The sequence below is a fragment of the Mycobacterium hainanense genome (assembly GCF_041890355.1).
Lineage (GTDB): Bacteria > Actinomycetota > Actinomycetes > Mycobacteriales > Mycobacteriaceae > Mycobacterium > Mycobacterium hainanense.
On record NZ_CP169059.1, the window covers coordinates 4,748,575 to 4,771,710 of the forward strand.

Genomic DNA, 23,136 nt, shown 5'->3' on the forward strand with positions numbered 1-23,136 from the left:
CTGACCACAGTTCGGCAGTTAGCCGACGAGATGCGAAGGCGTGCCCGTCGGGTCGAGTCCGAAGAGCTTTGTCGGGGCCGACTTGCCCTTCAGCGCGTGGGAACCCCGGTCGACGAGTGCGGGCGCTCGAGAAGCCAAGGCGGCGACGGTTTCCTGAGTTATGAGGATCGCATCGCCCGTGCTTTTGGTGAGCTGTTCGACGCGAGCCGCCACATTGACGGCGTCACCAATTAGCGTGAACTCGAGTTTGCCGCCGCCGCCGATGGTTCCGGCGATCACCACACCGGTGTTGATGCCGATACCGATGCGAAGCTCCTCACCGAATCGTTCGGCGACCAGGCGGCTGATCAATGCCGCGGCGCTGACTGCGGCGTCGGCATGCTTCACGAGTTCGTTGGGGGCGCCGAAGACGGCCAGGGCGCCGTCGCCGAGGAACTTGTTCACGTGGCCGCCGGCGTCGACGACGGCAGGCACGACGATCTCGAACAATGCATTGAGGCGAGCGACGGTTTCCTCGGCGGTATGCGCCTCGGCGAACGGCGTGAAATCGCGCACGTCGATGAACATCACGCTCACCTCGCGGCGCTCGCCGGTGAACACATCGTCGCCCTGCTCGAGCAGCCGCGCCGCCAAGGACGGGTCGACGTAGGTCCCAAATGCCGCGTGAAGTCGTTCCCGTTCCGCCAATCCCGCCTGCATGCGGTTGAACGACGCCGCCAACACGCCGAGGTCGTCGTCTTGAACCACCGGCAGGCGCCGCGAATAGTCGCCCGCCGCAACGCGTTTGGTGCCTTCCGCGAGATCACGAATCGGCTGCAAAGACGGCGAAAATGCGGTGGCGACGGTGATCGGCACACCGAAGCCCAGCGTCAACGCGCATCCGATGAGCACCCACGCCATGGGTTGCTGACTCGCGGGCTCAAAAACGGCCGAGAACATCGCGCCCACGACAGCAAACGACAACGCGGCCGCGAGAATTGCCAGATTCGACCACATGGCGAAGGTCGGCCGTGAGCGAGGCAGGGAATCGCCGATACCCGCGTCACCGGCGAGGGCGATCCGCAACGGCCTCATCGGCGATTCCGCCAAGGTGTGAACCCCGATCAGATGGGCGCCAACCCCGAAAATGCCGCCCAAAACGGCGTATTGGACCAGGCGCATCCCCGTCGCGCCGACTAAGGCACCGACGCCCGCCGCTAAGAAGGCCCCGAACATGCCGAGGACCACCAACGCTCGGGCGATACCACGCCGCGCCCAGTCGTAGGTCGCTTCTAGAGCCTCAACCCGATCTACCCGACCGCCCGCGGCCCACAGCTCCGCAGTACGCCACGCCCCGCGACGGGGTAGCGGCACTGCGTAGGCGATCACCAACGCATGAACGACGGCCGCCCCGGCCGCAGCCCAGTAACGACCGGAGTGTTCGACGGCCACGATGGCGAACGAGACGATAAGGTAAATCGGCAGCACCACCGCAAAGGCCCACGCCGAGATCACCCACGAGTACCTCGCTCCATGGTGGTCCCATGCCCACTGAAAGAAGCGGTCCATTCCGGGAGACTAAATGCCCAGAGCTGCTGAGACAGGAAAACACCCCGGCCAGATGGCCGGGGCGCTTGGGCTCTAGGGGCACATGAAGCTGATCGGCGGGCAATGCCTGATGGTGATCGCCTCGATCGGCGGGTTGTCGCCGTCCCAGATCGAGGTCGGCCGGCCCTGCATGGTGACGTTGCCCATGCCGTATTGGGTGGGATACCAGGTGTGGCAGACATTCCAGTCCCAGTCGATGTACTGGTTCACGACGTAGGGCATCTGCTTCGGGTTGCCCGGGCACCAGCGGTGCGGTGCCATCGTGTCCGCGTGCGCGACGCCCACACCCCACCCGGTGAGCGCGGCACCCCCCGCCAGCAGTGCGGCAGCGATGAGCCTCTTCGCCATGTGGGCAAACAGCACGATGGCGGTCCTCTCTGGTGCATTCATGGCAACCAGTGCACAATCCCCACCTGACTACCGATCCCAACAAACCGAATCCGGGGATCAGCACCCCAAAGCGCATGTCCACACCGGTGCGAGGTCACCCAACGCTGCAGCGGTTCGACAATGTGGAGATCACCGTCCCCCGGAACCGATGCGTCTGAACTAGTGTCCTGAGTCATTAATTCGTCGGCAGTAGTTGGCGACGGATTCGAGGATTTGGTCGGCGGTTTTGGTCCAGACGTAGGGGCGGGGGTTGTCGTTCCAGGTTTGGATCCAGGCACGGATGTCGGTGTTGAGTTGGCGCACCGAGGTGTGGGTGCCGCGGCGCAGTTTCTTGGTGGTCAGTTCGGCGAACCACCGTTCGACCAGGTTCAGCCACGATGAGCTGGTCGGGGTGAAGTGCAGGACGAATCGCGGATGTGCTGTGAGCCAACGCTTCACCGCTGGGGTCTTGTGCGTGGAGGCGTTATCCAAGACCAGGTGCACGTCGAGATCGGTGGGTACTTCGGCGTCGATCTTGCGGAGAAACGCCAAGAACTCGGTGGCCCGGTGCCGCGAATGAAGGGCTCCGATGACCTTTCCGGTGGTGAGGTCGAGTGCGGCATACAGGCTGGAGGTGCCGTGACGAACGTAGTCGTGGCTGGCGCGCGCGGGGGTGCCCGGCAGCATCGGGAACACTGGCTGGGTCCGGTTCAAGGCTTGGATCTGAGTCTTTTCATCCACGCACAGCACCAGGGCCCGCTCGGGTGGATTTAGATACAGCCCGACGACGTCGCGGACCTTGGCCACGAACAACGGGTCCTTGGACAGTTTCCACGAATCCTGTTTGTGCGGAGCCAATCCGAACGCTCGCCATACCCGCGAGACCATCGACTGGCTCAGCCCGAGATGCTCGGCCATCGATCGGGTCGACCAGTGCGTGGCATCCGCTGGGGTGGTCTCCAACGTCGCAGTGATCAACGCTTCGATCTGCTCATCGCCCACCAGCCGTGGCCGGCCAGGACGCGGCTCATCGAGCAACCCGTCAAGCCGGTCGGTCACAAACCGCGTCCGCCACTTACGAGCACTGGAAATGTTGATATCGAGCTTGTCAGCGATCGCGGTATTGCTCAGCCCATCGGCAGCGGCCAGCACGATCCGCGACCGCATTGCCAACGCATTGGCACTGTTGGATCGCCTCGACCACGACAACAACTCAGACCGCTCGTCTTCGGTCAGATCCACCACGGGTGCGACAGGATTCGGCACCCACCAAGCTTAAACGCTAATGATGAATTAACGACTCACGACACTAGATGAACGCGGGCATCGATTCCCAGCCTCGGACAGCCGACGCCGATGATAAGTGTGCGTCCTGGGTGTCGATGTCCCATTCGGGGAAGCGTTTGAGGATTTCCTCGAGCGCGATTCGTGCCTCCAGCCTGGCGAGTGCCGCTCCTAGGCAGAAGTGAGCTCCCACGCTGAATGCCAGGTGCTGACGCGGCTGGCGGTGGATGTCGAATCGGTCTCCGTCAGGCGGGAACTGGCGATGGTCACGGCAAGCCGCTGCGATCAGCGGCATCATGACGCTGCCTTCGGGCACTGTGTGGCCGTACCACTCGGTATCACGGGTGACGTAGCGGGCGAGGTGCGGTACGGGGGATTCGTAGCGCAGGAGTTCCTCGATCGTCTGTGGAATCAACCGATGATTGGCTGCGATTTCGCGCCGCTGGTCGGGATGGTCGGCGAGAACTTTTCCGGCCCAGCCGAGGAGCCGGGTGGTGGTCTCGTTGCCTGCGGAGGCGACGAGGCCGATGTAAAGCAGGATTTCGTCGCGGGTCAGGGTTCGGCGGACTCCTGTCTCGTCGTCGAATTCGACGTTGAGGAGTTCAGTCGTGATGTCGTCGGAGGGGTGTTCGGCGCGCCAGTCGAGATAGGCGGCGAACACCTCGTCGTAGTTGTTGATGCCCTCCGAGGCCAGGCTCATGGGTTGGCCGGCCTCGGTGAGCAACGAGGCATTCGAGCGTTCTCGGACACGTTCTTGGTCGTCTTCGGGAATGCCGACCAGCATTCCGATGACTCTCATCGGCATCTGAGCGCCGAGATCGGCGATGAAATCGAAACGTCCAGTGCCGACGACGGGGTCGAGACATTGTGCGCAAAACGCGCGAATCTTGTCCTCGAGTTCGGCGATCTTGCGGGGGGTGAACATCCTCGCGAGCAATTTACGATGGATGTCATGAACCGGTGGGTCTTCGAAAACGATGATGCCGGGCGGTATCTCGATGTTGGCCTTGATCACTTCGAGGATCATTCCGCGGGCTGAACTGAACGTGCCGGTGTCGACAAGCGCACGACTCACGTCCTGGAAACGACTGAGCGCATAGAAATCGTATTGCTCGTTGTAGTACAGCGGCGACTCCTCGCGCAGCCGCCGGAACGTTGGGTAGGGATCGGCCAGAAGTTCCACATCGTAGGGGTCGTACCGAATGTCGTTGACCTCAGTTACGGTCATGGCCCGTCCTCCTGGTGCAGTGGAACCTGCCGCGATTCCTCGATGTATCACAGCAGACCTAGCGCCAACTGACAAGACAAATCAGAGCAGGATGTTGCGTCATCGTTGACCGTTGCGGATCAGCGTGGTGTGGTCACAAAGAACTCTTGCGTGGCAGTCGCGCGGTGAATGCCGGAATTTCGTAGTGAAATGGGACGTGTGATGCGACAAGATACCGTTGACCTCAGCCGCAAGTTGGCAATACTTCTCGCTAAAGGTTGTCACGCCACACCGAACGGGAGCACCATGATGGGCCGTACCCTTGCGTAGCCATGGATGGTCGGGCCACACGCCGGCCTCCGATGAGGAAGCCGTCAACAGGATTCTGGACGCGGTTGACTCCATGGTTGCCGAAGGCGGATCGGCCATCCGCGTCAGCGACGTGGCTCGCGTTCTGGGAGTGAGCCGCCAGACCATCTACCGTTACTTTCCCGGGGCTGAAGCGCTGCTGGTGGGTAGCCAGATGCGTTCGGCTAACGGCTTTCTCGATCGTTTAGCCGATCACCTGCGTGGGTGGACAAATCCGGCGGCTGCCGTCGTCGAGGGCGTAGCCTTCGCGGCCGAGGAGTTCGCCGACGACCCGCTGATGGCGCGCGTCCTCGACGCACGGTTACCGGGCGGCGCATCGGCGTCGTTCACCGCCGGCGCGGCATTCAGTCTGGGACGAGAAATGTTCCGTCGATATGACGTCGACTGGGCCGCCCACGGCTTCGATCACGCTGCGATCGACGACCTCATCGAACTCGCTGTACGCACACTTCAGTCGGTTCTGGTCGATCCTCCCGAGCGGCCACTCGACCCGGTTGCACTCCGCAGCCTCGTGGGCAGATGGCTTGGACCTGCCGTCCTCTACCACCATCTGACCCGCGACATCGATGCACTAACCGCTCTCACGCATGCCAGCCAACCGGCGTCCAGCGCTCGCGGATCAGCCAAATTGGCGTGACCAGAGCGCATCGAGCCACCGGAGCCATTAACCCCTGACCCCCTACGCTGCCGGCTGTACCTACCGATGAACCGCGGGCATCCGTGGTGCGGGAACTAAGCCAACCGCGGCACTTAAACCACGCACACGACCCCGAGACGGGCGTGCGTAGGTTAAGTCTCGAGTAGCAAGCCAGCAAGCCCATCGCCGACGCAAAACGCCCCCGACGATCAGGTCGGGGGCGTTTCGCTTCGCTAACTAGTGGTGATGATGGCCGTGACCGTGGCCGTGGTCATCGTGTTCGTCGGCGGGCTTGTCGACGACCGCCGTCTCCGTGGTGAGCACCATGCGCGCGACGGACGCCGCGTTGAGCACGGCGGACCGGGTCACCTTGACCGGGTCGATCACGCCCTCGCCGACCAGGTCGCCGTAGGTGAGCTTGGCCGCGTTGAGCCCATGCCCGGCCGGCAACTCGCTGACCTTGCTCACCGCAACCGCGCCGTCCAGGCCGGCGTTGGTGGCGATCCAGTACAGCGGTGCCGCCAGTGCCTCGGCGAACACGTCGACGCCCGCGGCCTGATCACCGGACAGCGATCCGCGCAGCTCCTTCAGCGCCTTGCGCGCCCCGATGAGGGCCGAACCGCCGCCCGCGACGATGCCCTCCTCGACGGCGGCCTTGGCCGCCGCGACGGCATCCTCGACGCTTTCCTTGCGTTCCTTGAGCGCGGTCTCGGTGGCGGCACCCACCTTGATCACGGCCACGCCGCCGGCCAGCTTGGCCAGCCGCTCCTGCAGCTTCTCGCGGTCCCAGTCGGAGTCACTCGCCTCGATCTCGGCGCGCAACTGCTTGATGCGCGCATCGACCGCGTCCTTGGAGCCGCCGCCGTCGACGATGATGGTGTCGTCCTTGCTGACCACCACGCGACGGGCCGAGCCCAGCACGTCGGTGCCGACCTCGCGCAGCAGCAGGCCGGCGTCGGGGTTGATCACCTGCCCGCCGGTCACCACCGCCAGGTCCTCGAGGAAGGCCTTACGCCGGTCGCCGAAGAACGGCGCCTTGACCGCAACCGCCTTGAGCGTCTTGCGAATCGAGTTGACCACCAGCGTGGCCAGGGCCTCGCCCTCGATGTCCTCGGCGATGATCAGCAGCGGCTTGCCCGACTCGGCGACCTTCTCCAGCATCGGCAGCAGGTCGGGCAGCGAGCTGATCTTCTCCTGGTGCAGCAGGATCACCGGGTCGTCGAGCACGGCCTCCTGGGAGTCGAAGTCGGTCACGAAATACGCCGACAGGAAACCCTTGTCGAAGCCGACGCCCTCGGTGAACTCCAGCTCGGTGTTCAGCGTCGAGGACTCTTCGACGCTGACCACGCCGTCGGCGCCGACCTTGGTCATCGCCTCCCCGACCAGCTCGCCGAGCTGCTCGTCACGCGACGACACCGTCGCCACCTGAGCGATGCCGTCCTTTCCGGACACCGGGGTGGCCGCGGCGAGCAGCGCCTCGGACACCGCGTCGGCCGCCTTCGAAATCCCGAGGCCGAGCTCGATCGGGTTGGCACCGGCCGCGACCAGGCGCAGGCCGCCCTTGACCAGCGCCTGAGCCAGCACGGTCGCGGTGGTGGTGCCGTCGCCCGCCACGTCGTTGGTCTTGGTGGCCACCGACTTGACCAGCTGGGCGCCCAGGTTCTCGAACGGGTCTTCCAGCTCGATCTCGCGCGCGACGGTCACGCCGTCGTTGGTGACCGCGGGCCCGCCAAAGGCCTTGGCCAGCACCACATGCCGGCCGCGCGGCCCCAGGGTCACCCGGACCGCGTCGGCGAGCGCATTGACGCCGGCCTCGATCGCGCGGCGCGCGGTCTCGTCGTACTCAATTACCTTGCTCATCAGGCTCCTTTAGGGGCGCTAACGCGTGCCGCCCCGGAAATCGCCCGCGGCCATGCGCGGGGATCGCCGGGGCGGACCACGGTGCTTACTTCGATACGACGGCCAGCACGTCACGCGCCGACAGGATCAGGTACTCCTCGCCGTTGTACTTGATCTCGGTGCCGCCGTACTTGCTGTAGATGACGGTGTCGCCTTCCGAGACGTCGAGCGGAATCCGCTTCTCGCCGTCCTCGTCCCAGCGGCCGGGACCGACTGCGACGACGGTGCCTTCCTGCGGCTTCTCCTTGGCGGTGTCAGGAATGACCAGACCGGACGCGGTCGTGGTCTCGGCCTCGTTGGCCTGCACGAGAATCTTGTCCTCGAGTGGCTTGATGTTCACCTTCGCCACGATTGGAGCCTCCACTAGTTAGATCGGGTCCGGGGCGGGGTGCCCCAGAATTATCAAGGGATTCGGCAGTCGTCCGTGCCCGAGCGCCGTCGTCGCGGGTGCCGGCACAGGGTTTGGCCGATTGCCACCTAGCACTCTATACACGAGAGTGCTAGCACTCAAGGGCGCCCCGCTGCGTATCGCGAATTCGCCACAAGCGATCACGTCACCTGGGCTTTTATCACCGGCAGGCCCGGGTCGCTCGGCGCGTCCAGCGGTGACTGCGGCGCCCCGGCGGCCACCAGGTGCGCGGCGAAGGACGCGATCATGGCCCCGTTGTCGGTGCAGAGCCGAGGGCGGGGGATCCGCAGCGCCAGCCCGGCCGCCGCGCAGCGCTGCTCGGCCAGCTCCCGCAGCCGCGAATTGGCGGCCACTCCCCCGGCGATCAGCAGCGTCGAGACGCCGAGCCCCGTCGCCGCCCGCACCGCCTTCATGGTCAGCACGTCGGCGACAGCCTCCTGGAACCCCGCGGCCACATCAGCGTTTACCGCGTCCGGGTGGCTCTCCAGGTAGCGGGCGACAGCCGTCTTGAGCCCCGAGAAGCTGAAGGCGTACGGGTCGTCACCGGGCCCCGTCATGCCGCGCGGAAAGCTGACGGCGTCGCGATCGCCGGTGCGGGCCAGGTCGTCGAGCACCTTGCCGCCCGGATAGCCCAGCCCGAGCAGGCGGGCCACCTTGTCGTAGGCCTCGCCGGCGGCGTCGTCGACGGTGCTACCGAGCTCGACGATCGGCTCGCCGAGGGAACGCACGTGCAGCAGGTGGGTGTGCCCGCCGGACACCAGCAGCGCCACACATTCGGGCAGCGGGCCATGCTCGTAGACGTCGGCGGCCAGGTGCCCGCCCAGGTGGTTGACGGCGTAGAACGGCACCCCCCACGCGGCCGAATAAGCCTTGGCCGCAGCGACTCCCACCAGCAGCGCGCCGGCAAGCCCGGGCCCGATGGTGGCGGCGACGATGTCGGGCTTGCGCACGCCGGCCGTCGCCAGCGCCCGGCGCATGGCGGGTCCGAGCGCTTCCAGGTGCGCCCGCGACGCAATCTCGGGGACCACGCCGCCGAAGCGGACGTGCTCGTCGACGCTGGAGGCCAGCTCGTCGGCCAGCAGCGTGACGGTGCCCTCGGCGTCAAGCCGCGCGATGCCGACTCCCGTTTCGTCGCAAGAGGTTTCGATGGCCAGAATCGTCGTCATCGGCGGGCCCCCCGGCGCATCGTGTAGGCGTCGGCGCCGCTGGCGCGGTAATAGCGCCGGCGCAGGCCGATCTGTTCGAATCCCACACTGCGGTACAGCCCGATGGCCGCCTCGTTGTCGGTGCGCACCTCCAGGAAGACGACGCCCCCGTCGGCGAAGACCAGCAGCTCGTCGAGCAACCGGCGGCCGATGCCCTGCCCCTGATACGCGGGGTCGACGCCGATGGTGTGGACCTCGTACTCGAACGGTGGAGTGCGGCCCAGCCGCGAGATTCCGGCGTACCCGACCAGGGTGTCGCCGGCGCGCGCGCCCACATAGTGGTTGTGCGCGCTGGCCAGTTCCCGGTTGAAGGCCGCCGCGGGCCACGGGTCGTCGCCGTCGAACAGCTGCCGTTCGAGTTCGGCGCAGCGCGCCGCGTCGGCGGGGGTCAACGCGCCGAGCGTCACGGGCTCGCGGGTGGTGGTCACTGCCGCGCCGCCATCGGCTTGGCGTCCGGGCGGCGAAGGTACAACGCCACCAGCGGCAGCGGGCGCTGCGACCAGTCGGGCACCGCGGCGACGAGCCCGGCCGGCGTGGGATACACCGGCCCGCGGTGTGGCAGACCGAACAGTGCCGCGTGCTCTTTCGAGCCGGCCACCGCCTGGGCCGGGCCCGGATCGACGTCGGCCGGGGCGTTGACCCCCGGTCCGTCGATCCGGAAACCGTCGCGGTAGCGGGCCCAGTAGATCTCGCGCCGGCGGGCGTCGGTGACCACCAGCGTTTCGCCGGTGGTGCGCACCCCGATGGCGTCCAGGCTGCACACACCGCGCACCGGGATGTCCAGGGCGTGCCCGTAGGCGGCGGCGGTCGCCATTCCGGCCCGCAGTCCGGTGAACGGGCCGGGGCCGCAGCCGACCACGACGGCTTCGAGGTCGCCCATCGTCAGCCCCGCGTCGGCCAGGGCGGCCACCACGTTCGGCGTGAGCCGCTCGGCGTGCGCCCGGGCGTCGACGGTGACCCGCTCGGCGAGCACGGTCAGGTCGTCGCGCCGCACGATCCCCGCCGTCACGGCGGGGGTCGCGGTGTCGAGCGCCAGGACGAACGTCATGCCCGAACCCACTGCCACGACGCGATCCGCACGTCCGATCCGCTGAGGCGTTCCAGGCGAATGTCGAGGTGCCGCTCGGCGAGGCGTTCGACGATACCCTCGCCCCACTCCACGACCACCACCGCGTCGTCGAGGTCGGTGTCCAGGTCGAGCGAGTCGAGCTCGCCGAGCAGGTCGGCGCCGTCTTGATCCAGAAGCCGGTACATGTCGACATGAATCATCGTCGGTGTACCGGGCCGCCTCGGCGGGTGCACCCGCGCCAGCACGTACGACGGCGAGGTCACCGGGCCGTCGACGTCCATGGCGGCGGCAATTCCTTTGGCCAGCACGGTCTTTCCCGCACCGAGCGGGCCGGTGAGCACCACGACGTCGCCCGCCTTCAGCTGCTCGCCGAGCCGCGACCCCAGCGCGACGGTGTCCTCGACCCGTTCGAGGGTGGCCGTGCCCCCAGGCTGGGGTGATCGCAAGCGCGGCGAAGCCGGGCGCGGCGGGTCACCGCCATCGGGGCTAGCCACGGCGCCGCAACCTGTCTTCCATCCACCGCGCAGCCAGGGCGGCACGGCCCGGGGTGGCCCGCTTGACCAGCCGGACCAGCCCGTCGTTGATCGCCTCGGGCTTGTCCAGCAGCGCGAGGTGGCTGGCGCCGCGGACGATGACCAGCTCGGATCGCGGCAGCGAGGCCGCCATCCTGCGCGAGTATTCGTCCGGTGTCAGCAGGTCGTGGTCACCACAGGCGATCAGCGTGGGTATGCGCAGCAGTGTCCACAGGCCGGCGGTCTCGTCGTGGGCTTCGAGGGCATCCAGGAACTCCACCATGGTCGGGATCGGTGTGCCGTTCATCATCCGCTGCGAGAACGCGTCCAGGCTGCGGCTGACGTGCAGGTCGCTGTAGGAGGCGGCCCGCAGGACCGGCCCGATCAGCGAGCGGGACACGTTGCGGCCGCGGTGCATCAGCTTGGGCGCGCTGCGTGCGGTGAACCGGAACGCTTCCAGCGCAGGGTTTTTCAGGATCTCCCCGAGCGGGGACCTGGCGACGCCTTCGGCCGCCGAGGAGATCAGCGCGGCGCCGACGATCCGGCGCCCATACTGGTCGGGGAATTGGCGGGCGTGGGACAACACCGTCATGCCGCCCATGGAGTGGCCGACCAGCACGACCATTCCGCGCGGGGCCACCACCTGCAGCACGCTTTGCAGGTCTTTACCGAGTTGGGTCAGCGTGTAGCTCTCGGGCGGGGCTTCCTCGGACTGCCCGTGCCCGCGCTGGTCGTAGAAGACCATCCTGACGCGGGGCCCCAGTTGCTGCGGCAGCCGCGTCCGCTGGAAATGAAAGGCGCCCATCCGCAGGCAGAATCCGTGGACGAAGACCATGGTCAGCGGGGCATCCGCGGGGCCGGCCTCGCGAATCGCCAACGACACCCCGTCCGGGGTGGTCACCACCGAGCGACGGTCGTCGTCGATCCGGTCGAAATCCTCGTCGGCGTAAGGGTCTTCGAGGCCTCGGGTGCGCTGGACCATCGAGCGGCGGGCCGAGGCTCCGACGATGGTGGCGAGGGCCGTCACCCCCGCCCCTCCCGCGAACCAAGCCCTCCCACGTTGGCGCCTGCGAGTTGTCTCACGGCTCAATGGTTTGCGCCTCGCGGTAGGTACGGGTGATGCGCCCGCGCGGGCTGGTCACCACTTCGTAGTGGATGGTGCCGAGCAGGTCGGCCCAGTCCTGCGCGGTGGGTTCCCCGCCGCCGCCGGGCCCGAACAGGATCGCCTCGTCGCCCTCGGTCACGTCGGTGCGACCGGGGCCGAGGTCGACGACGAACTGGTCCATGCAGATCCGGCCGACGCCGGGCCGCCGCTTGCCGTTGATCAACACCTCCAAACGTCCCCCCAGCGACCGGAACACGCCGTCCGCGTAGCCGACCGGCAGCAGCGCCAGGGTGGTGTCGCGCTCCGCGGTCCAGGTGTGCCCATACGACACGCTCTCGCCGGCGTGGATCGACTTTACCAGCGCCACAGGGCATTTCACCGTCATCGCGGGGATCAGACCCATGTCGCCGAGTTCGGGCACCGGGCTCAGGCCGTACACAGCGACGCCGGGCCGCACCAGGTCGAAGGCCAGGTCGGGACGCGACATGGTGGCCGACGAGTTCGCCAGGTGCGCGACCTCGAACCGCACCCCCTCCGCGCCCGCCTGCGCCAGCATCTCGCTGAACCGTTGGGCCTGAAGGTCATTGAGCGGGTTGGCCGGTTGATCGGCGAACACCATGTGTGACATCAGCCCGCGCAGCCGGATCGCCTCCTCGGCGACGGCGCGGCGCAGCGCGGCCAGCATCGACGGGTACTGCGACGCGTGGACGCCGTTGCGGTTCAGCCCGGTGTCCACCTTGACGGTGACCGTCGCCCTCCGGCCGGTGCGGCGGGCGGCGTCCAGCAGCTCGTCGAGCTGGCGTTCCGAGGACACGGCGATCTCGACGTCGGCGAGCAGCGCGGGTCCGAAGTCCATGCCGGGCGGGTGCAGCCACGCCAGCACCGGTGCGGCGATGCCGTCGGCGCGCAGCGCCAGCGCCTCGGCGACGGTGGCGACGCCCAACTCGGCCGCCCCGCCGGCCAGCGCCGCGCGGGCGGCCTGGGTTGCGCCGTGGCCGTAGCCGTCGGCCTTGACGACGGCCATCACCTGCGCGCGGCCGGCGTGCTCGCACAGCAACCGCACGTTGTGCTCAATGGCGCCGAGGTCCACCAGGGCCTCGGCGACGAGGCCCGGCGTCAGGGATATCGGCGTAACGGCCCACCCTTTCATGGCCGCCATTGTCCCAGAAGCGGCGTGCGAGGCCTTATTCTCGCAGCTCAGTGGATGCGATCGCTGATGTGCTGGAGGACTTCCGACCTCACCTGCCCGGCGTCCGGTAGCCGCAGCGCCGTCACTTTCACCAGGACGGTTGCCTTCACCCGGTAACCAAACGGCGCCGAATCGGCGCTTCCATAGAGCGTCGCATCGTCCGGTTTGTAGACCCCGTAGTCGAAACTCGGGTCACCCAACGCGGCGCAGGCCTTCAATAACGACTCCACTCGATCGAATTGTGCTCGTGCCGCGCCGGCATCCTGATAGACGGCGACTGACTGCAGGATGTCGGCCATCACGTTCGCCTGGCCTGGTCCCGGGCTGGTCGCGCCGGCATACGCTTCAGCCCGATACTGCATCCACCCCGTGGCGAACGAGAGATCGTCCTGATAGGGCGGCTGACATGGTGGGGGCGCACCCGCCTTCGGGTAGTGACTGGGCTGGTGTTTCGTCGGCGAAGCACGCAAATCGTCGACGCCGGCGATTTGTGCTACCTCGTCGATGCCGATGATGAGGGCGTTGACGTCGACCGGCGCCGACGAGGTTTTGCCGGCGGTCGTCGTGGCGTGGCCGCAGCCTGACGCGACGACCGCCACGCAGCAACCAATCCCCAACGGCGTGCGCACTCGCCTGAACAACCCAATCGACATCGCCGAGTGACCCCCAGCGTTCGTCAGTGCGCGAAGTGCTGCGCTTGGTAGTGGCCACCCGGCTTGAGCTTGTCCAGCGAGGTCAGGGCGGAGGCCGCGTCGTCGTGCAACGCGCGGGCCAGGTCGGCCGACAGCCCCTCGCGCACCACGATGCGCAGCACCGAGACGTCGGTGGCGTTGTCGGGCATGGTGTAGGCGGGCACCTGCCAGCCGTAGGTGCGCAGCTCGTGCGAGACGTCGAACTCGGTGTAGCCGCGGTCCCCGGCGAGCCGGAAGGCGACCACCGGGATCGCCGATCCGTCCGAGATCAGCTCGCAGCGGTCGCTGACCCGCAGCTGCTCGCCCAGCCAGCGGGCCGTCCCGGACAGCGCCTGCATCACCTTGGTGTAGCCGTCGCGGCCCAGCCGCAGGAAGTTGTAGTACTGGCCCACCACCTGGTTGCCGGGCCGGGAGAAGTTCAGCGTGAAGGTGGGCATGTCGCCGCCGAGGTAGTTGACCCGGAACACCAGCTCCTCGGGCAAGTATTCCTTGCTGCGCCACACCACGAATCCCACACCGGGGTAGGTCAACCCGTATTTGTGCCCGCTGACGTTAATCGACACCACCCGCGGCAGCCGGAAGTCCCACTTCAGCTCGGGGTGCAGGAAGGGCACCACAAACCCGCCGCTGGCGGCGTCGACGTGCACGGGGACGTCCACCCCGCCGCCGGCCGCCAGCTTGTCCAGCGCGCCGCAGATGTCGGCGACGGGTTCCAGCTCACCGGTGTAGGTGGTGCCCAGGATCGCCACCACGCCGATGGTGTCCTCGTCGACGGCGTCGACGACCTGTTCGGGGGTGATGACGTAGCGCCCCTCCTCCATCGGCAAGTAGCGGGGTTCGACGTCGAAGTAGCGGCAGAACTTCTCCCAGACGACCTGCACGTTGGAACCCATCACCAGGTTGGGGGTGCGGCCCTTCCAGTCCTTGCCGACCTTCTGCCGCCACCGCCACTTCATGGCCAGCCCGCCGAGCATGACGGCCTCGCTGGAGCCGATCGTGGACACCCCGCACGCGCTGTAGGGGTCGGCGTCGTTCAGGCCGTCCGCATGGAACAGGTCGGCCACCATGCACACGCAGCGCTGCTCGATGGCCGCGGTCGCCGGGTATTCGTCCTTGTCGATCATGTTCTTGTCGAACGTCTCGGCCATCAGCCGGCCGGCCTCGGGGTCCATCCAGGTGGTCACGAAGGTCGCCAGGTTCAGCCGCGAGCTGCCGTCGAGCATCAGCTCGTCGTGGATGAAGCGGTAGGCGGCCTCGGGGTCCATCGATTCGTCGGGCATGCGCAGCGCGGGCACCGGGGCGGTGAACAGGCGGCCGGTGTAGGCGGGGGCGATCGAGTGCGCGGGCAGGGACGGGTGTTGGGGCACTTACAGAATCCTTCCTAGAGGGCGGCCAGCGCCGCCCTGATGTGCGGAACCATGCGGGACGACGACGTCGGCGCGTCACCGGGGCCCGGGTCGGCGGCCGACAACGCCGCCGCCCGCGCGTGGACGAACGCGGCCGCCGCGGCCGCCTCCCCCGCCGGCAGGCCCGCCGCGAGCAGCGCGCCGATCATGCCGGACAGCACGTCCCCGGAGCCCGCGGTGGCCGCCCAGGATTGCCCGGCCGGGTTGAGGTACACCGGGCCGCCCGGGTCGGCGACGACGGTGACGTTGCCCTTGAGCAACACGGTGGCGCCGAAGGTGTCGGCCAGCTTCCGGCACGCGCCCAGGCGGTCGTCCCCGGGGGCGCTACCCGCCAGGCGGGCGAATTCACCGGCGTGCGGCGTCAGCACGGTCGGCGCGGTGCGGTTGGCGACCAGATCGGGGTGCGCCGCCAGGATGGTCAGCCCGTCGGCGTCCACGATCACCGGCAGGTCGGTCTCCAGCGCGAACCACAGCGCGGCGGCCCCGGTGGCTTCAGTCTCCGAGGTGCCTATCCCTGGCCCGACGACCCAGGATTGGACGCGCCCGGCCGACGCGGGCGTGGGTGACGCGATCACCTCCGGCCAGTGCGCGAGCACCTCGCGGTGCGCGCTGCCGGCGTAGCGGACCATGCCGGAGGTCGCCGCGACGGCCGCCCCGGTGCACAGCACCGCCGCCCCGGGATACGTCGAGGAGCCGGCCATCACACCGGTCACGCCCTGGGTGTACTTGTCGTCGTGGGGTCCGGGCACCGGCCAGCGCGCGGCCACGTCGGCCGCCTCGAACCCCAGCACGTCCGTCTCCGGTAGATCGAGCCCGATGTCGATCAACGTGACCCGTCCGCAGTCGCCGAGCGCGTGCACCGGCTTGAGGCCGCCGAAGGTCACGGTCGCCGCGGCGTGCACCGCGGGCCCGGCGATCGCCCCGGTCGCCACGTCGACGCCGCTGGGGATATCGACCGCGACCACCGGGATCCCGGCATCGTCGACCGCGGCGAACACCTCGGCCGCGGCTGGGCGCAGCGACCCGGAGCCGGAGATGCCCACCACCCCGTCGATAACGAGATCGGTTGTCGGCGAGACGCTTTCGACGATCCGCCCGCCCGCTTTCCGGAACGCCGCCAGCCCCTTGCGGTGGGTGCGGTCCGGGTTGAGCAGCACCGCGTCGGCGGCCGCGCCGCGGCGGCGCACGAAAGTGGCGGCCCACAGCGCGTCGCCACCGTTGTCGCCCGAGCCGACGACCGCGCACACCCGGCGGCCGGCCACCCCGCCGGTGCGGGCCCGCAACTCGGCGACGATCTCGGCGGCGAGCCCGAAGGCCGCGCGCCTCATCAGCGCCCCGTCGGGCAGGCTGGCCAGCAGCGGCGCTTCGGCCTGGCGGATCGCGTCTACGGAGTAGTAGTGCCGCACCCTAGCCACACTACGGGTCAGCGGCCGCGCTGCTCAGGCCGATGCCTCGGGCGATCGGGGCCGTCGCGCCATGGCCCGCAGGCGCGCGGGGCTCAGCTGCCGGGCGTCCTGATGCCGCGTCATCGGGTAGAAGCAGAGGCCGACGAGGATCGAGGTGAAATGCCCGATTGCGGTGAAGTTCAGCTCAATACGGTCCATCGTGATCAACGGGAAACCGAAGACGATGAAGAGCACGCCCAAATAGCCCCAGCGCCATGGCCGCGCGATGTGATAGGCCAGCACGGCCATCACCCCGACCAGGAAGTAGCTCACGCCGATGTCGCGGGCGTGCACCAGCCGTTCCGAGGCGTCGTGCTGCTCGATGGCGAAATACAGCAGGCCCTCGCTGAAATAGGTGGACAGGATGTGCGCGCTCAATCCCACTGTCAGCCAGCGCAACTGGCCCAGCCAGTGTTCGGCCGGCGCCAGGAACAACGAGAACAGGATCAGGTACGGGGTCAGGTTGTCACCGTCGATCCACAGCAGGCTGGAGAACAGCACGTCGAGCGGATCGCGTGCCAGTCCGTGGATGTTGGTGGAATGGTGCATCAGCATCGAGTGCAGTTGTCGCTGTGGCAGCCAGTGCTGGATGAGCGTCGTGATGAACAGGACGAGCAGCCAGCCGTACGTCAGCGGCGCGCCGCTGACGTAGTGCCAGACCGCCAGCCCCATGCTGCGCAGCCGGGACTGTACCGGCGCTTTCGTCACCTCATTACCTTCGCACGCGAACCGTTGGGTTGCTGCACCTAAGCGAAGGGCTGCGGGGCGTCGGGCCGCAGATGCCTCCACCAGCAGGCGACGTAGAGCAGCATCGATATCACCAGGACGACGAGTACCCACAACACGAGGGTGATGTCGATCCAGCCGCCGAAGGGTGGGGAGCCGGGAAGCGCGTTGCGCAACGGCACCACCGCGAACAGCATCGCCGCATACCACGTGGTCATCGGCGGCTGAAACTTCCGCCGGTCACGCAGGGTCTGGACGGCAACGAACAGGCCGACCACGGCGATGGCGATCAGCACGCCGCAGATGACGATGCCGAACGCCGCCGCGCTCAGGGAGCGGTGCACGCTCACCCGGTAGGGGCCGGACCCATCGGTGGACACCTGCCACCCCGCAAGGTGGTTGACGAAGGTCACCGGTAGGCGCTCGGCGACGGTTTCGCTGCCGCCGCGCATGAGCTCGATCTCTATCGGTCCCGAACCGTAGCGGTCGAACGGCCAATTCTCGATCTCGCCCGCGATGGTCAGCGGGACGGGGAAGACGCCGGGGAGCATGCCCTTGGTCCAGGTGCGCCGGGTCGGCGTCGCCACGGATCGCACCCGAAGGCCGAGGTCTTGGTTGAGGTGCCCGGTTTGCGGGTCCAGCAGACCCGACCCCGGCGAGATGGACAGGTTGGCCACCAGCACGCTGTAGTTCGACTGGATGTCCTCGATTACCAACGTTGCCGTGCTGCGGTCAGCCCCGGCCGCCGTCTGGGGGTGTTGATGGTGCCCCCCACTGTTGGCATACAGCGCGACCGAGGCGACGTAGGCCCCGATGACGCCCACGATCAACGCTATGACGCCGAGCTTCACGGCCACCCCCCACTCGATAACGAAATGTGTCGAAAAGCAACGGGATATCAGCCCGATGGCACCGGGACGGGATCCACCGACGGCGCGACAACCTGAGGCTCCGGCCTCAAGTGGCGCCACCAGCACACGATGTAGAGCAGCATCGCCGACACCAACGCGACGATCACCCAGAGCACGATGGTCACATCGATCCACGCCCCGAATGGGGGCAGGCCGGGAAGCGCGTTGCGCAGTGGCACGACCGCGAACAGCATTGCCGCGTACCACGTCGTCATCGGGGGTTGGAACTTGCGCCGGTTGCGCAGTGTTTGGACCGCGACGACGACGGCGAGGCTGGCGATCGCGATGAGCACGCCGCAAATGACGACACCGAACAGCGCGGTGCTCAGCGCGCGCCGCACGTGCATGCGGTACGCCTCGTGGCCCGGGACCTTGGCCATGGTGACCTTGAAACCCGACAGATGGTCGATGAGTCGCACCGGGATCAGCAACGGCGGCTTCGTCGTATCGCCCCCGGAGAAGAGCTGCACCTCGATCGGACCCGACTCGTAGCTGTCGAACGGCCAACGTTCCACGTGACCCGCGATGGTCAGCGGGAGCGGGAAGACGCCGGGAAGCATGCCCGGCGAATATTCGCGACGACTGGGCTGGGCCGAAGACCGAACGCGCAGCACGAGATCGTCCTTGAGGCGGTGGGTGACCGGATCCAGCAGCGAGGGTCCCGGCGCGACAGCCACGTTGGCGACGACGGCGCTGTAGTTGGACTGCATCTCCTCCACAGTCAACGTGGCCATGCTCTGAGCGGCCGTCTCCGGATTGTCGCTCAGGGTGCCGGGGGCGGACCCTTCGACGGTGTCCCTGTAGAGCCCGACCAACGCGACATAAGTTCCGAGAATGAGCACGATCAGGCCCACAATGGCGAATCTTCTGACCGCCGATCGCATGCTGCTCCTACCGTGGAGTGGCTTGTTACCGAAAGCAATCTAACGGAATCGCGGCGCATCTCGCGGCGATACGGGCAAAGCGCCGAAACTACGCGACGGTTGCGGACGTGGCCGGGCTCACCGGCGTCGTGGCCGCGGGCGAGGCTGCGAACACATCTCGACCCGCGACGCCGCAAAGTGTTGACGCCGAGTGGTTTTCGATCAGCTCGCGGCGATCGCAAGCGCGGCGAAGCCGGGCGCCGCCGTCAGCCGCGGCGGCTATTCCACGGTGACGGACTTGGCGAGGTTTCGGGGTTTGTCAACGTCGTAACCTCGGGCCTGGGCGACCGACGCGGCGAACACCTGAAGCGGGATGGTCGACAGCAGCGGCTGCAAAAGGGTTGACACCGGCGGGATCTCGATCAAGTGGTCGGCGTAGGGCCGCACGGTGTCGTCGCCCTCCTCGGCGATCACGATGGTGATCGCGCCGCGGGCCTGGATCTCCCGGATGTTGGACAGCAGCTTCGCGTGCAACGTGGCCGACCCCTTGGGCGAGGGCATGACGACGATGACGGGCAGGTCGTCCTCGATCAGCGCGATGGGCCCATGCTTGAGCTCCCCGGCGGCGAATCCTTCGGCGTGCATGTAGGCCAGTTCTTTGAGCTTGAGCGCGCCTTCCAGCGCCACCGGGTAGCCGACGTGGCGGCCCAGGAACAGCACGGTCGAGGACTGGGCGAAGCGGTACGCCAGGACGGCCACCGGCTCGATCATCGCGAGCACGCGGGCGACGAGGTCCGGCATAGCTTCCAGTTCCCGGTATTCGCGCTCCACCTCGTCGGGGTATTTGGTGCCGCGGGCCTGGGCCAGCGCGAGGCCCACCAGGTAGTTGGCGGTGATCTGGGCCAGGAACGTCTTCGTTGAGGCGACGCCGATTTCGGGGCCGGCGCGGGTGTAGAGCACGGCATCGCATTCGCGCGGGATCTGCGACCCGTTGGTGTTGCAGATGGCCAGCACCTTGGCCTTCTGTTCCTTGGCGTGCCGGACGGCCTCCAGCGTGTCGGCGGTTTCGCCGGACTGCGAGATGGCGACCACCAGGGTGCTGCGGTCGAGCACCGGGTCCCGGTAACGGAATTCGCTGGCCAGCTCCACTTCCACCGGCAGCCGGGTCCAGTGTTCGATCGCGTACTTCGCGAGCAGTCCGGAGTGATACGCGGTGCCGCACGCCACGACGAACACCTTGTCGATCTCGCGGAGCTCTTGATCGGAGAGCCGCTGCTCGTCGAGCACGATCCGCCCGTCGATGAAATGCCCGAGCAGGGTGTCGGCGACCGCGGTGGGCTGCTCGGCGATCTCCTTGAGCATGAAGTACTCGTAGCCGCCCTTTTCCGCGGCGGCCAGGTCCCAGTCGATGTGGAACTCGCGGTACTCGACGTCGGCGTTCCCGTCGAAGTCGGTGATGCGGTAACCGTCCGCGGTGATCACCACGGCCTGGTCCTGGCCGAGCTCGATGGCGTTGCGGGTGTGCGGGATGAACGCCGCGACGTCGGAGCCGACGAACATCTCGCCGTCACCGATCCCGATGACCAGCGGGGTGGAGCGCCGGGCGGCCACGATGGTGCCGGGGTCGTCGGCGTTGGTGAACACCAGTGTGAAGTGGCCCTCCAGCCGGCGCAGCACCGAAAGCACCGAGCCGGCGAAGTCGCCGGCGGTCGGCCCGTGCCGGTAGGCCTGCGCCACCAAATGCACCGCCACCTCGGTGTCGGTGTCGCTGGTGAACTCCACGCCGTAGGCCTCCAGCTCGTGGCGCAGGCTCGGGTAGTTCTCGATGATGCCGTTGTGGACGACGGCGATCTTGCCTGCGGCGTCGCTGTGCGGGTGCGCGTTGCGATCTGTGGGGCGCCCGTGGGTAGCCCAGCGGGTGTGGCCCAGGCCGGTGGCGCCGCCCAGCGACTCCGGCGGCATCTGCGCGACCGCTTCCTCCAGATTGGCCAGCCGACCGGCGCGCCGGCACACGGTGAGCGTTCCGGCGCCGTTGACCAGTGCGAGGCCCGACGAGTCGTAGCCGCGGTACTCCATGCGGCGGAGGGCATCTATGACGACCTTGCAGGCAGGCTGCTGCCCGACGTAGCCGACGATTCCGCACATTCGAACCAGGGTAGTGCAGGTGGGCCCCCAACCGCGCACTCCGCGGTGATGGTTAGGCCGCCCACCTGCACGGAAGGCCGGCTTTGCCCGATCCGTAGCCACCCGGTCTCCGGGGCCGGGGCTCCGGTACGCCGACGGAGTCAGCTGGATGTAGTGGACCTATCCGCCCGGCTTTGCGCCGCAGGGTCGCTGACCATCCCCTTTACATCGTCTTCATAAATGGCAGGAACGCTTTTCACCTGATGTATTTGTGGCGTTTTCGTTTGCGTCATCGCTGTACCAATTTGCCTACTTAGAATTCTTGGAATCGGCTACCACCGGCAACCGCCGAAGCCCCCAGAAAGGATAGCTCGTTGACGCCCGCCTGATCACTACCGCCTGGTAAGTAGCACGTTTACCAGTGCATATGCGCATCGCGCGACCGTATCTTCGTAGCAATTGCCCCTTTATGTAGACATCAATGATGATAGTCCAGCTACCCGGTATTTGAGTTAGACGGCCCGCTTGAGAATTTGACCTAGGTATATCGAATCGAGCATTGCTTAAGGCACCGGATAGCTAACCGTAAATGAATGTTAATCCGAAATTCCGCACCCCTTCTTTCAGGAGAGAAAAATGACCGCTGTTCTGTTTGACGATGTGATGACCGAGCTGCCCGCGCCCAGCCTTAAGCTCGCGCCGGCGCCCGCCCCCAAGCCCGCGCCCCAGCGGCGGCACCGCGAGCCGATCGCCAGCGGCGACCCGATGGTCGACACGGCCGCCCGGTTGCTGAGCTTCCCGCTTCGCCACATGTATGCGGCGCTGTGGCGGGTGGGCGTCATCGAAGTCACGGCCTGAGCGGGATGCGCTAACGTCGACGGGTGGCCCGCACCCGCAAGCTGTTCGCAGCCCTCACCCGCCGTGGTCCGCACCGGGTTTTGCGTGGTGACCTGGCCTTCGCCGGCTTGCCCGGGGTGGTGTACACGCCGGAGGCCGGGCTGGGTCTGCCCGGCGTCGCGTTCGGGCACGACTGGCTGGCCAAGGCCGGTCGCTATGCGGGTCTGCTCGAACACCTGGCGTCCTGGGGCATCGTCGCCGGCGCTCCCGACACCGAGCGCGGCGTGGCCCCGTCCGTCCTGAACTTCGCCTTCGACCTCGGCACCGCGCTGGACATCGTGTCGGGCGTGCGGCTCGGGCCGGGCAAGATCAGCGTGAATCCCGCCAAGCTCGGCGTGGTCGGGCACGGTTTCGGCGGCTCGGCCGCAGTGTTTGCCGCGGCCGGCATGCCGAACAAGCTCGCCGCCGCGGCGGCGTTGTTTCCCGCCGCCACCAGCCCCCCGGCCGAGGCCCCGGCGACGACGCTGAAGCTCCCTGGGTTGATCCTGACCGCGCCGGCTGATCCGAGGTCGCTGACGTCGAACGCGCTGTCGCTGTCCCGCGCGTGGGATGCCGCCACCCTGCGCGTCGTCAGCAAGGCCCAGCCGGGCGGCCTGGTGGAGGGCCGGCGGCTGACGAAGGTGTTCGGCCTGGCCAGCCCGCACCGGCGCACGCAGCGGACGGTACGTGCGCTGCTCACCGGCTACCTGCTCTACACGCTGGGCGGCGACAAGACCTACCGCGACTTCGCCGATCGCGACGTGCAGCTGCCCAAGACGGAGCCGCTGGATCCCGAGGCCGCCGCCGTGCCGCTCGAGGAGAAGATCGTCGCGCTGTTGAAGTGACGCGGTAACGGGGTAAATGCTCACTGTGTCGACCGTGCGAGCGCTATACGAACGCTGGATCAACGAGCTCTGGGCCGGAAAGCCCGTCGCGTCCGAGATCGTGACCGACGACTTTGCGGGTCATTGGCCGGGCCGGGATGTCCACGGCCCCGATGAGCTTACGGCGATCATCGAGGAGACCCGAAACATGATGGCCGACTTAACGTTTCGTATCGAACTAGGCCCCCTGTCCGAGGGCGACCTGGTGGCGGGCCGCTGGGTGGGCACGGGCACCGGACCCGACGGGCCGGTGTCCTTCACCGGCAACGACATCCTGCGGCTGTCCGCGGACGGTCGGCGGTTCGCGGAGTACTGGACGGGCACCTCGGCGAGCTGACTTCCCGAGCCCCCGCGGCGCACGGGTGCCG

Annotated in this window: 23 protein-coding genes; 4 read left to right on the forward strand and 19 right to left on the reverse strand. The window is 67.5% G+C overall.

Annotation, left to right across the window (positions count from 1 at the left end):
• Nucleotides 1-18 precede the first annotated feature (18 nt).
• From ACEL92_RS22235 to ACEL92_RS22250, 4 genes are all read right to left on the reverse strand, one after another.
• Nucleotides 19-1,548: an adenylate/guanylate cyclase domain-containing protein gene (locus ACEL92_RS22235; RefSeq protein ID WP_374022781.1), complete on the reverse strand. Its 1,530-nt coding sequence runs from the start codon at nucleotides 1,546-1,548 to the stop codon at nucleotides 19-21.
• Nucleotides 1,549-1,620: 72 nt separating this feature from the next.
• Entirely contained in the window at nucleotides 1,621-1,977 is a 357-nt protein-coding gene (locus ACEL92_RS22240; protein ID WP_374022782.1) for a hypothetical protein, read from the reverse strand.
• A gap of 159 nt (nucleotides 1,978-2,136) precedes the next feature.
• Complete coding sequence (locus tag ACEL92_RS22245; RefSeq protein ID WP_374021365.1) at nucleotides 2,137-3,222, reverse strand: IS630 family transposase; 1,086 nt, start codon at nucleotides 3,220-3,222, stop codon at nucleotides 2,137-2,139.
• A gap of 43 nt (nucleotides 3,223-3,265) precedes the next feature.
• On the reverse strand, nucleotides 3,266-4,468 hold the full coding sequence (locus ACEL92_RS22250; protein WP_374022783.1) for a cytochrome P450: 1,203 nt from the start codon (nucleotides 4,466-4,468) through the stop codon (nucleotides 3,266-3,268).
• 301 nt (nucleotides 4,469-4,769) lie between these two features.
• Between ACEL92_RS22250 and ACEL92_RS22255 the strand changes: the two genes are divergently transcribed.
• The gene (locus ACEL92_RS22255) at nucleotides 4,770-5,453 is read left to right on the forward strand and encodes a TetR family transcriptional regulator (protein ID WP_374022784.1); all 684 of its coding nucleotides are present in this window, start codon (nucleotides 4,770-4,772) and stop codon (nucleotides 5,451-5,453) included.
• A gap of 237 nt (nucleotides 5,454-5,690) precedes the next feature.
• Here the strand turns inward: ACEL92_RS22255 and groL are convergent, their stop codons facing one another.
• From groL to glmS, 15 genes are all read right to left on the reverse strand, one after another.
• Entirely contained in the window at nucleotides 5,691-7,313 is a 1,623-nt protein-coding gene (gene groL / locus ACEL92_RS22260) for a chaperonin GroEL (RefSeq protein WP_374022785.1), read from the reverse strand.
• Nucleotides 7,314-7,398: 85 nt separating this feature from the next.
• Nucleotides 7,399-7,701, reverse strand: coding sequence for a co-chaperone GroES (groES, locus tag ACEL92_RS22265; protein WP_007167930.1), 303 nt, complete (start codon nucleotides 7,699-7,701; stop codon nucleotides 7,399-7,401).
• 200 nt (nucleotides 7,702-7,901) lie between these two features.
• Nucleotides 7,902-8,927, reverse strand: a complete 1,026-nt coding sequence (tsaD, locus tag ACEL92_RS22270; protein WP_374022786.1) for a tRNA (adenosine(37)-N6)-threonylcarbamoyltransferase complex transferase subunit TsaD — start codon at nucleotides 8,925-8,927, stop codon at nucleotides 7,902-7,904.
• On the reverse strand, nucleotides 8,924-9,394 hold the full coding sequence (gene rimI / locus ACEL92_RS22275; RefSeq protein WP_374022787.1) for a ribosomal protein S18-alanine N-acetyltransferase: 471 nt from the start codon (nucleotides 9,392-9,394) through the stop codon (nucleotides 8,924-8,926). Before rimI ends, tsaD begins: the two co-directional genes overlap by 4 nt.
• On the reverse strand, nucleotides 9,391-10,014 hold the full coding sequence (gene tsaB / locus ACEL92_RS22280; protein ID WP_374026336.1) for a tRNA (adenosine(37)-N6)-threonylcarbamoyltransferase complex dimerization subunit type 1 TsaB: 624 nt from the start codon (nucleotides 10,012-10,014) through the stop codon (nucleotides 9,391-9,393). Before tsaB ends, rimI begins: the two co-directional genes overlap by 4 nt.
• Complete coding sequence (tsaE, locus tag ACEL92_RS22285; RefSeq protein ID WP_374026337.1) at nucleotides 10,011-10,481, reverse strand: tRNA (adenosine(37)-N6)-threonylcarbamoyltransferase complex ATPase subunit type 1 TsaE; 471 nt, start codon at nucleotides 10,479-10,481, stop codon at nucleotides 10,011-10,013. Before tsaE ends, tsaB begins: the two co-directional genes overlap by 4 nt.
• A gap of 40 nt (nucleotides 10,482-10,521) precedes the next feature.
• A complete protein-coding gene (locus ACEL92_RS22290) occupies nucleotides 10,522-11,574 on the reverse strand; it encodes an alpha/beta fold hydrolase (RefSeq protein ID WP_374022788.1) in 1,053 nt (350 codons plus the stop codon).
• A gap of 52 nt (nucleotides 11,575-11,626) precedes the next feature.
• Nucleotides 11,627-12,802, reverse strand: a complete 1,176-nt coding sequence (gene alr, locus ACEL92_RS22295) for an alanine racemase (protein ID WP_374022789.1) — start codon at nucleotides 12,800-12,802, stop codon at nucleotides 11,627-11,629.
• 47 nt (nucleotides 12,803-12,849) lie between these two features.
• Nucleotides 12,850-13,440 carry a sensor domain-containing protein gene (locus tag ACEL92_RS22300; RefSeq protein WP_374022790.1) on the reverse strand — a complete coding sequence of 197 codons (591 nt, stop codon included), beginning with the start codon at nucleotides 13,438-13,440 and terminating at the stop codon, nucleotides 12,850-12,852.
• Nucleotides 13,441-13,517: 77 nt separating this feature from the next.
• Entirely contained in the window at nucleotides 13,518-14,900 is a 1,383-nt protein-coding gene (locus tag ACEL92_RS22305) for a glutamate decarboxylase (RefSeq protein ID WP_374022791.1), read from the reverse strand.
• A 14-nt stretch (nucleotides 14,901-14,914) separates the two neighbouring features.
• Nucleotides 14,915-16,345, reverse strand: coding sequence for an NAD(P)H-hydrate dehydratase (locus ACEL92_RS22310; protein WP_374022792.1), 1,431 nt, complete (start codon nucleotides 16,343-16,345; stop codon nucleotides 14,915-14,917).
• 33 nt (nucleotides 16,346-16,378) lie between these two features.
• A complete protein-coding gene (locus ACEL92_RS22315; protein WP_374026338.1) occupies nucleotides 16,379-17,056 on the reverse strand; it encodes a rhomboid-like protein in 678 nt (225 codons plus the stop codon).
• A 74-nt stretch (nucleotides 17,057-17,130) separates the two neighbouring features.
• Nucleotides 17,131-17,961: a DUF4436 domain-containing protein gene (locus ACEL92_RS22320; protein ID WP_374026339.1), complete on the reverse strand. Its 831-nt coding sequence runs from the start codon at nucleotides 17,959-17,961 to the stop codon at nucleotides 17,131-17,133.
• Between the two features lie 47 nt (nucleotides 17,962-18,008).
• Nucleotides 18,009-18,905, reverse strand: coding sequence for a DUF4436 domain-containing protein (locus ACEL92_RS22325; protein ID WP_374022793.1), 897 nt, complete (start codon nucleotides 18,903-18,905; stop codon nucleotides 18,009-18,011).
• A gap of 258 nt (nucleotides 18,906-19,163) precedes the next feature.
• Complete coding sequence (glmS, locus tag ACEL92_RS22330; protein ID WP_374022794.1) at nucleotides 19,164-21,029, reverse strand: glutamine--fructose-6-phosphate transaminase (isomerizing); 1,866 nt, start codon at nucleotides 21,027-21,029, stop codon at nucleotides 19,164-19,166.
• 615 nt (nucleotides 21,030-21,644) lie between these two features.
• On the opposite strand from glmS, the gene ACEL92_RS22335 reads away from it, so the two are divergent.
• From ACEL92_RS22335 to ACEL92_RS22345, 3 genes are read left to right on the forward strand one after another with little or no spacing between them, the layout of a single operon-like run.
• Complete coding sequence (locus ACEL92_RS22335) at nucleotides 21,645-21,866, forward strand: Rv1535 family protein (protein ID WP_374022795.1); 222 nt, start codon at nucleotides 21,645-21,647, stop codon at nucleotides 21,864-21,866.
• A gap of 23 nt (nucleotides 21,867-21,889) precedes the next feature.
• Nucleotides 21,890-22,729: a dienelactone hydrolase family protein gene (locus ACEL92_RS22340; protein WP_374022796.1), complete on the forward strand. Its 840-nt coding sequence runs from the start codon at nucleotides 21,890-21,892 to the stop codon at nucleotides 22,727-22,729.
• A gap of 25 nt (nucleotides 22,730-22,754) precedes the next feature.
• The gene (locus ACEL92_RS22345) at nucleotides 22,755-23,105 is read left to right on the forward strand and encodes an ester cyclase (protein ID WP_374026340.1); all 351 of its coding nucleotides are present in this window, start codon (nucleotides 22,755-22,757) and stop codon (nucleotides 23,103-23,105) included.
• Nucleotides 23,106-23,136: the final 31 nt, after the last annotated feature.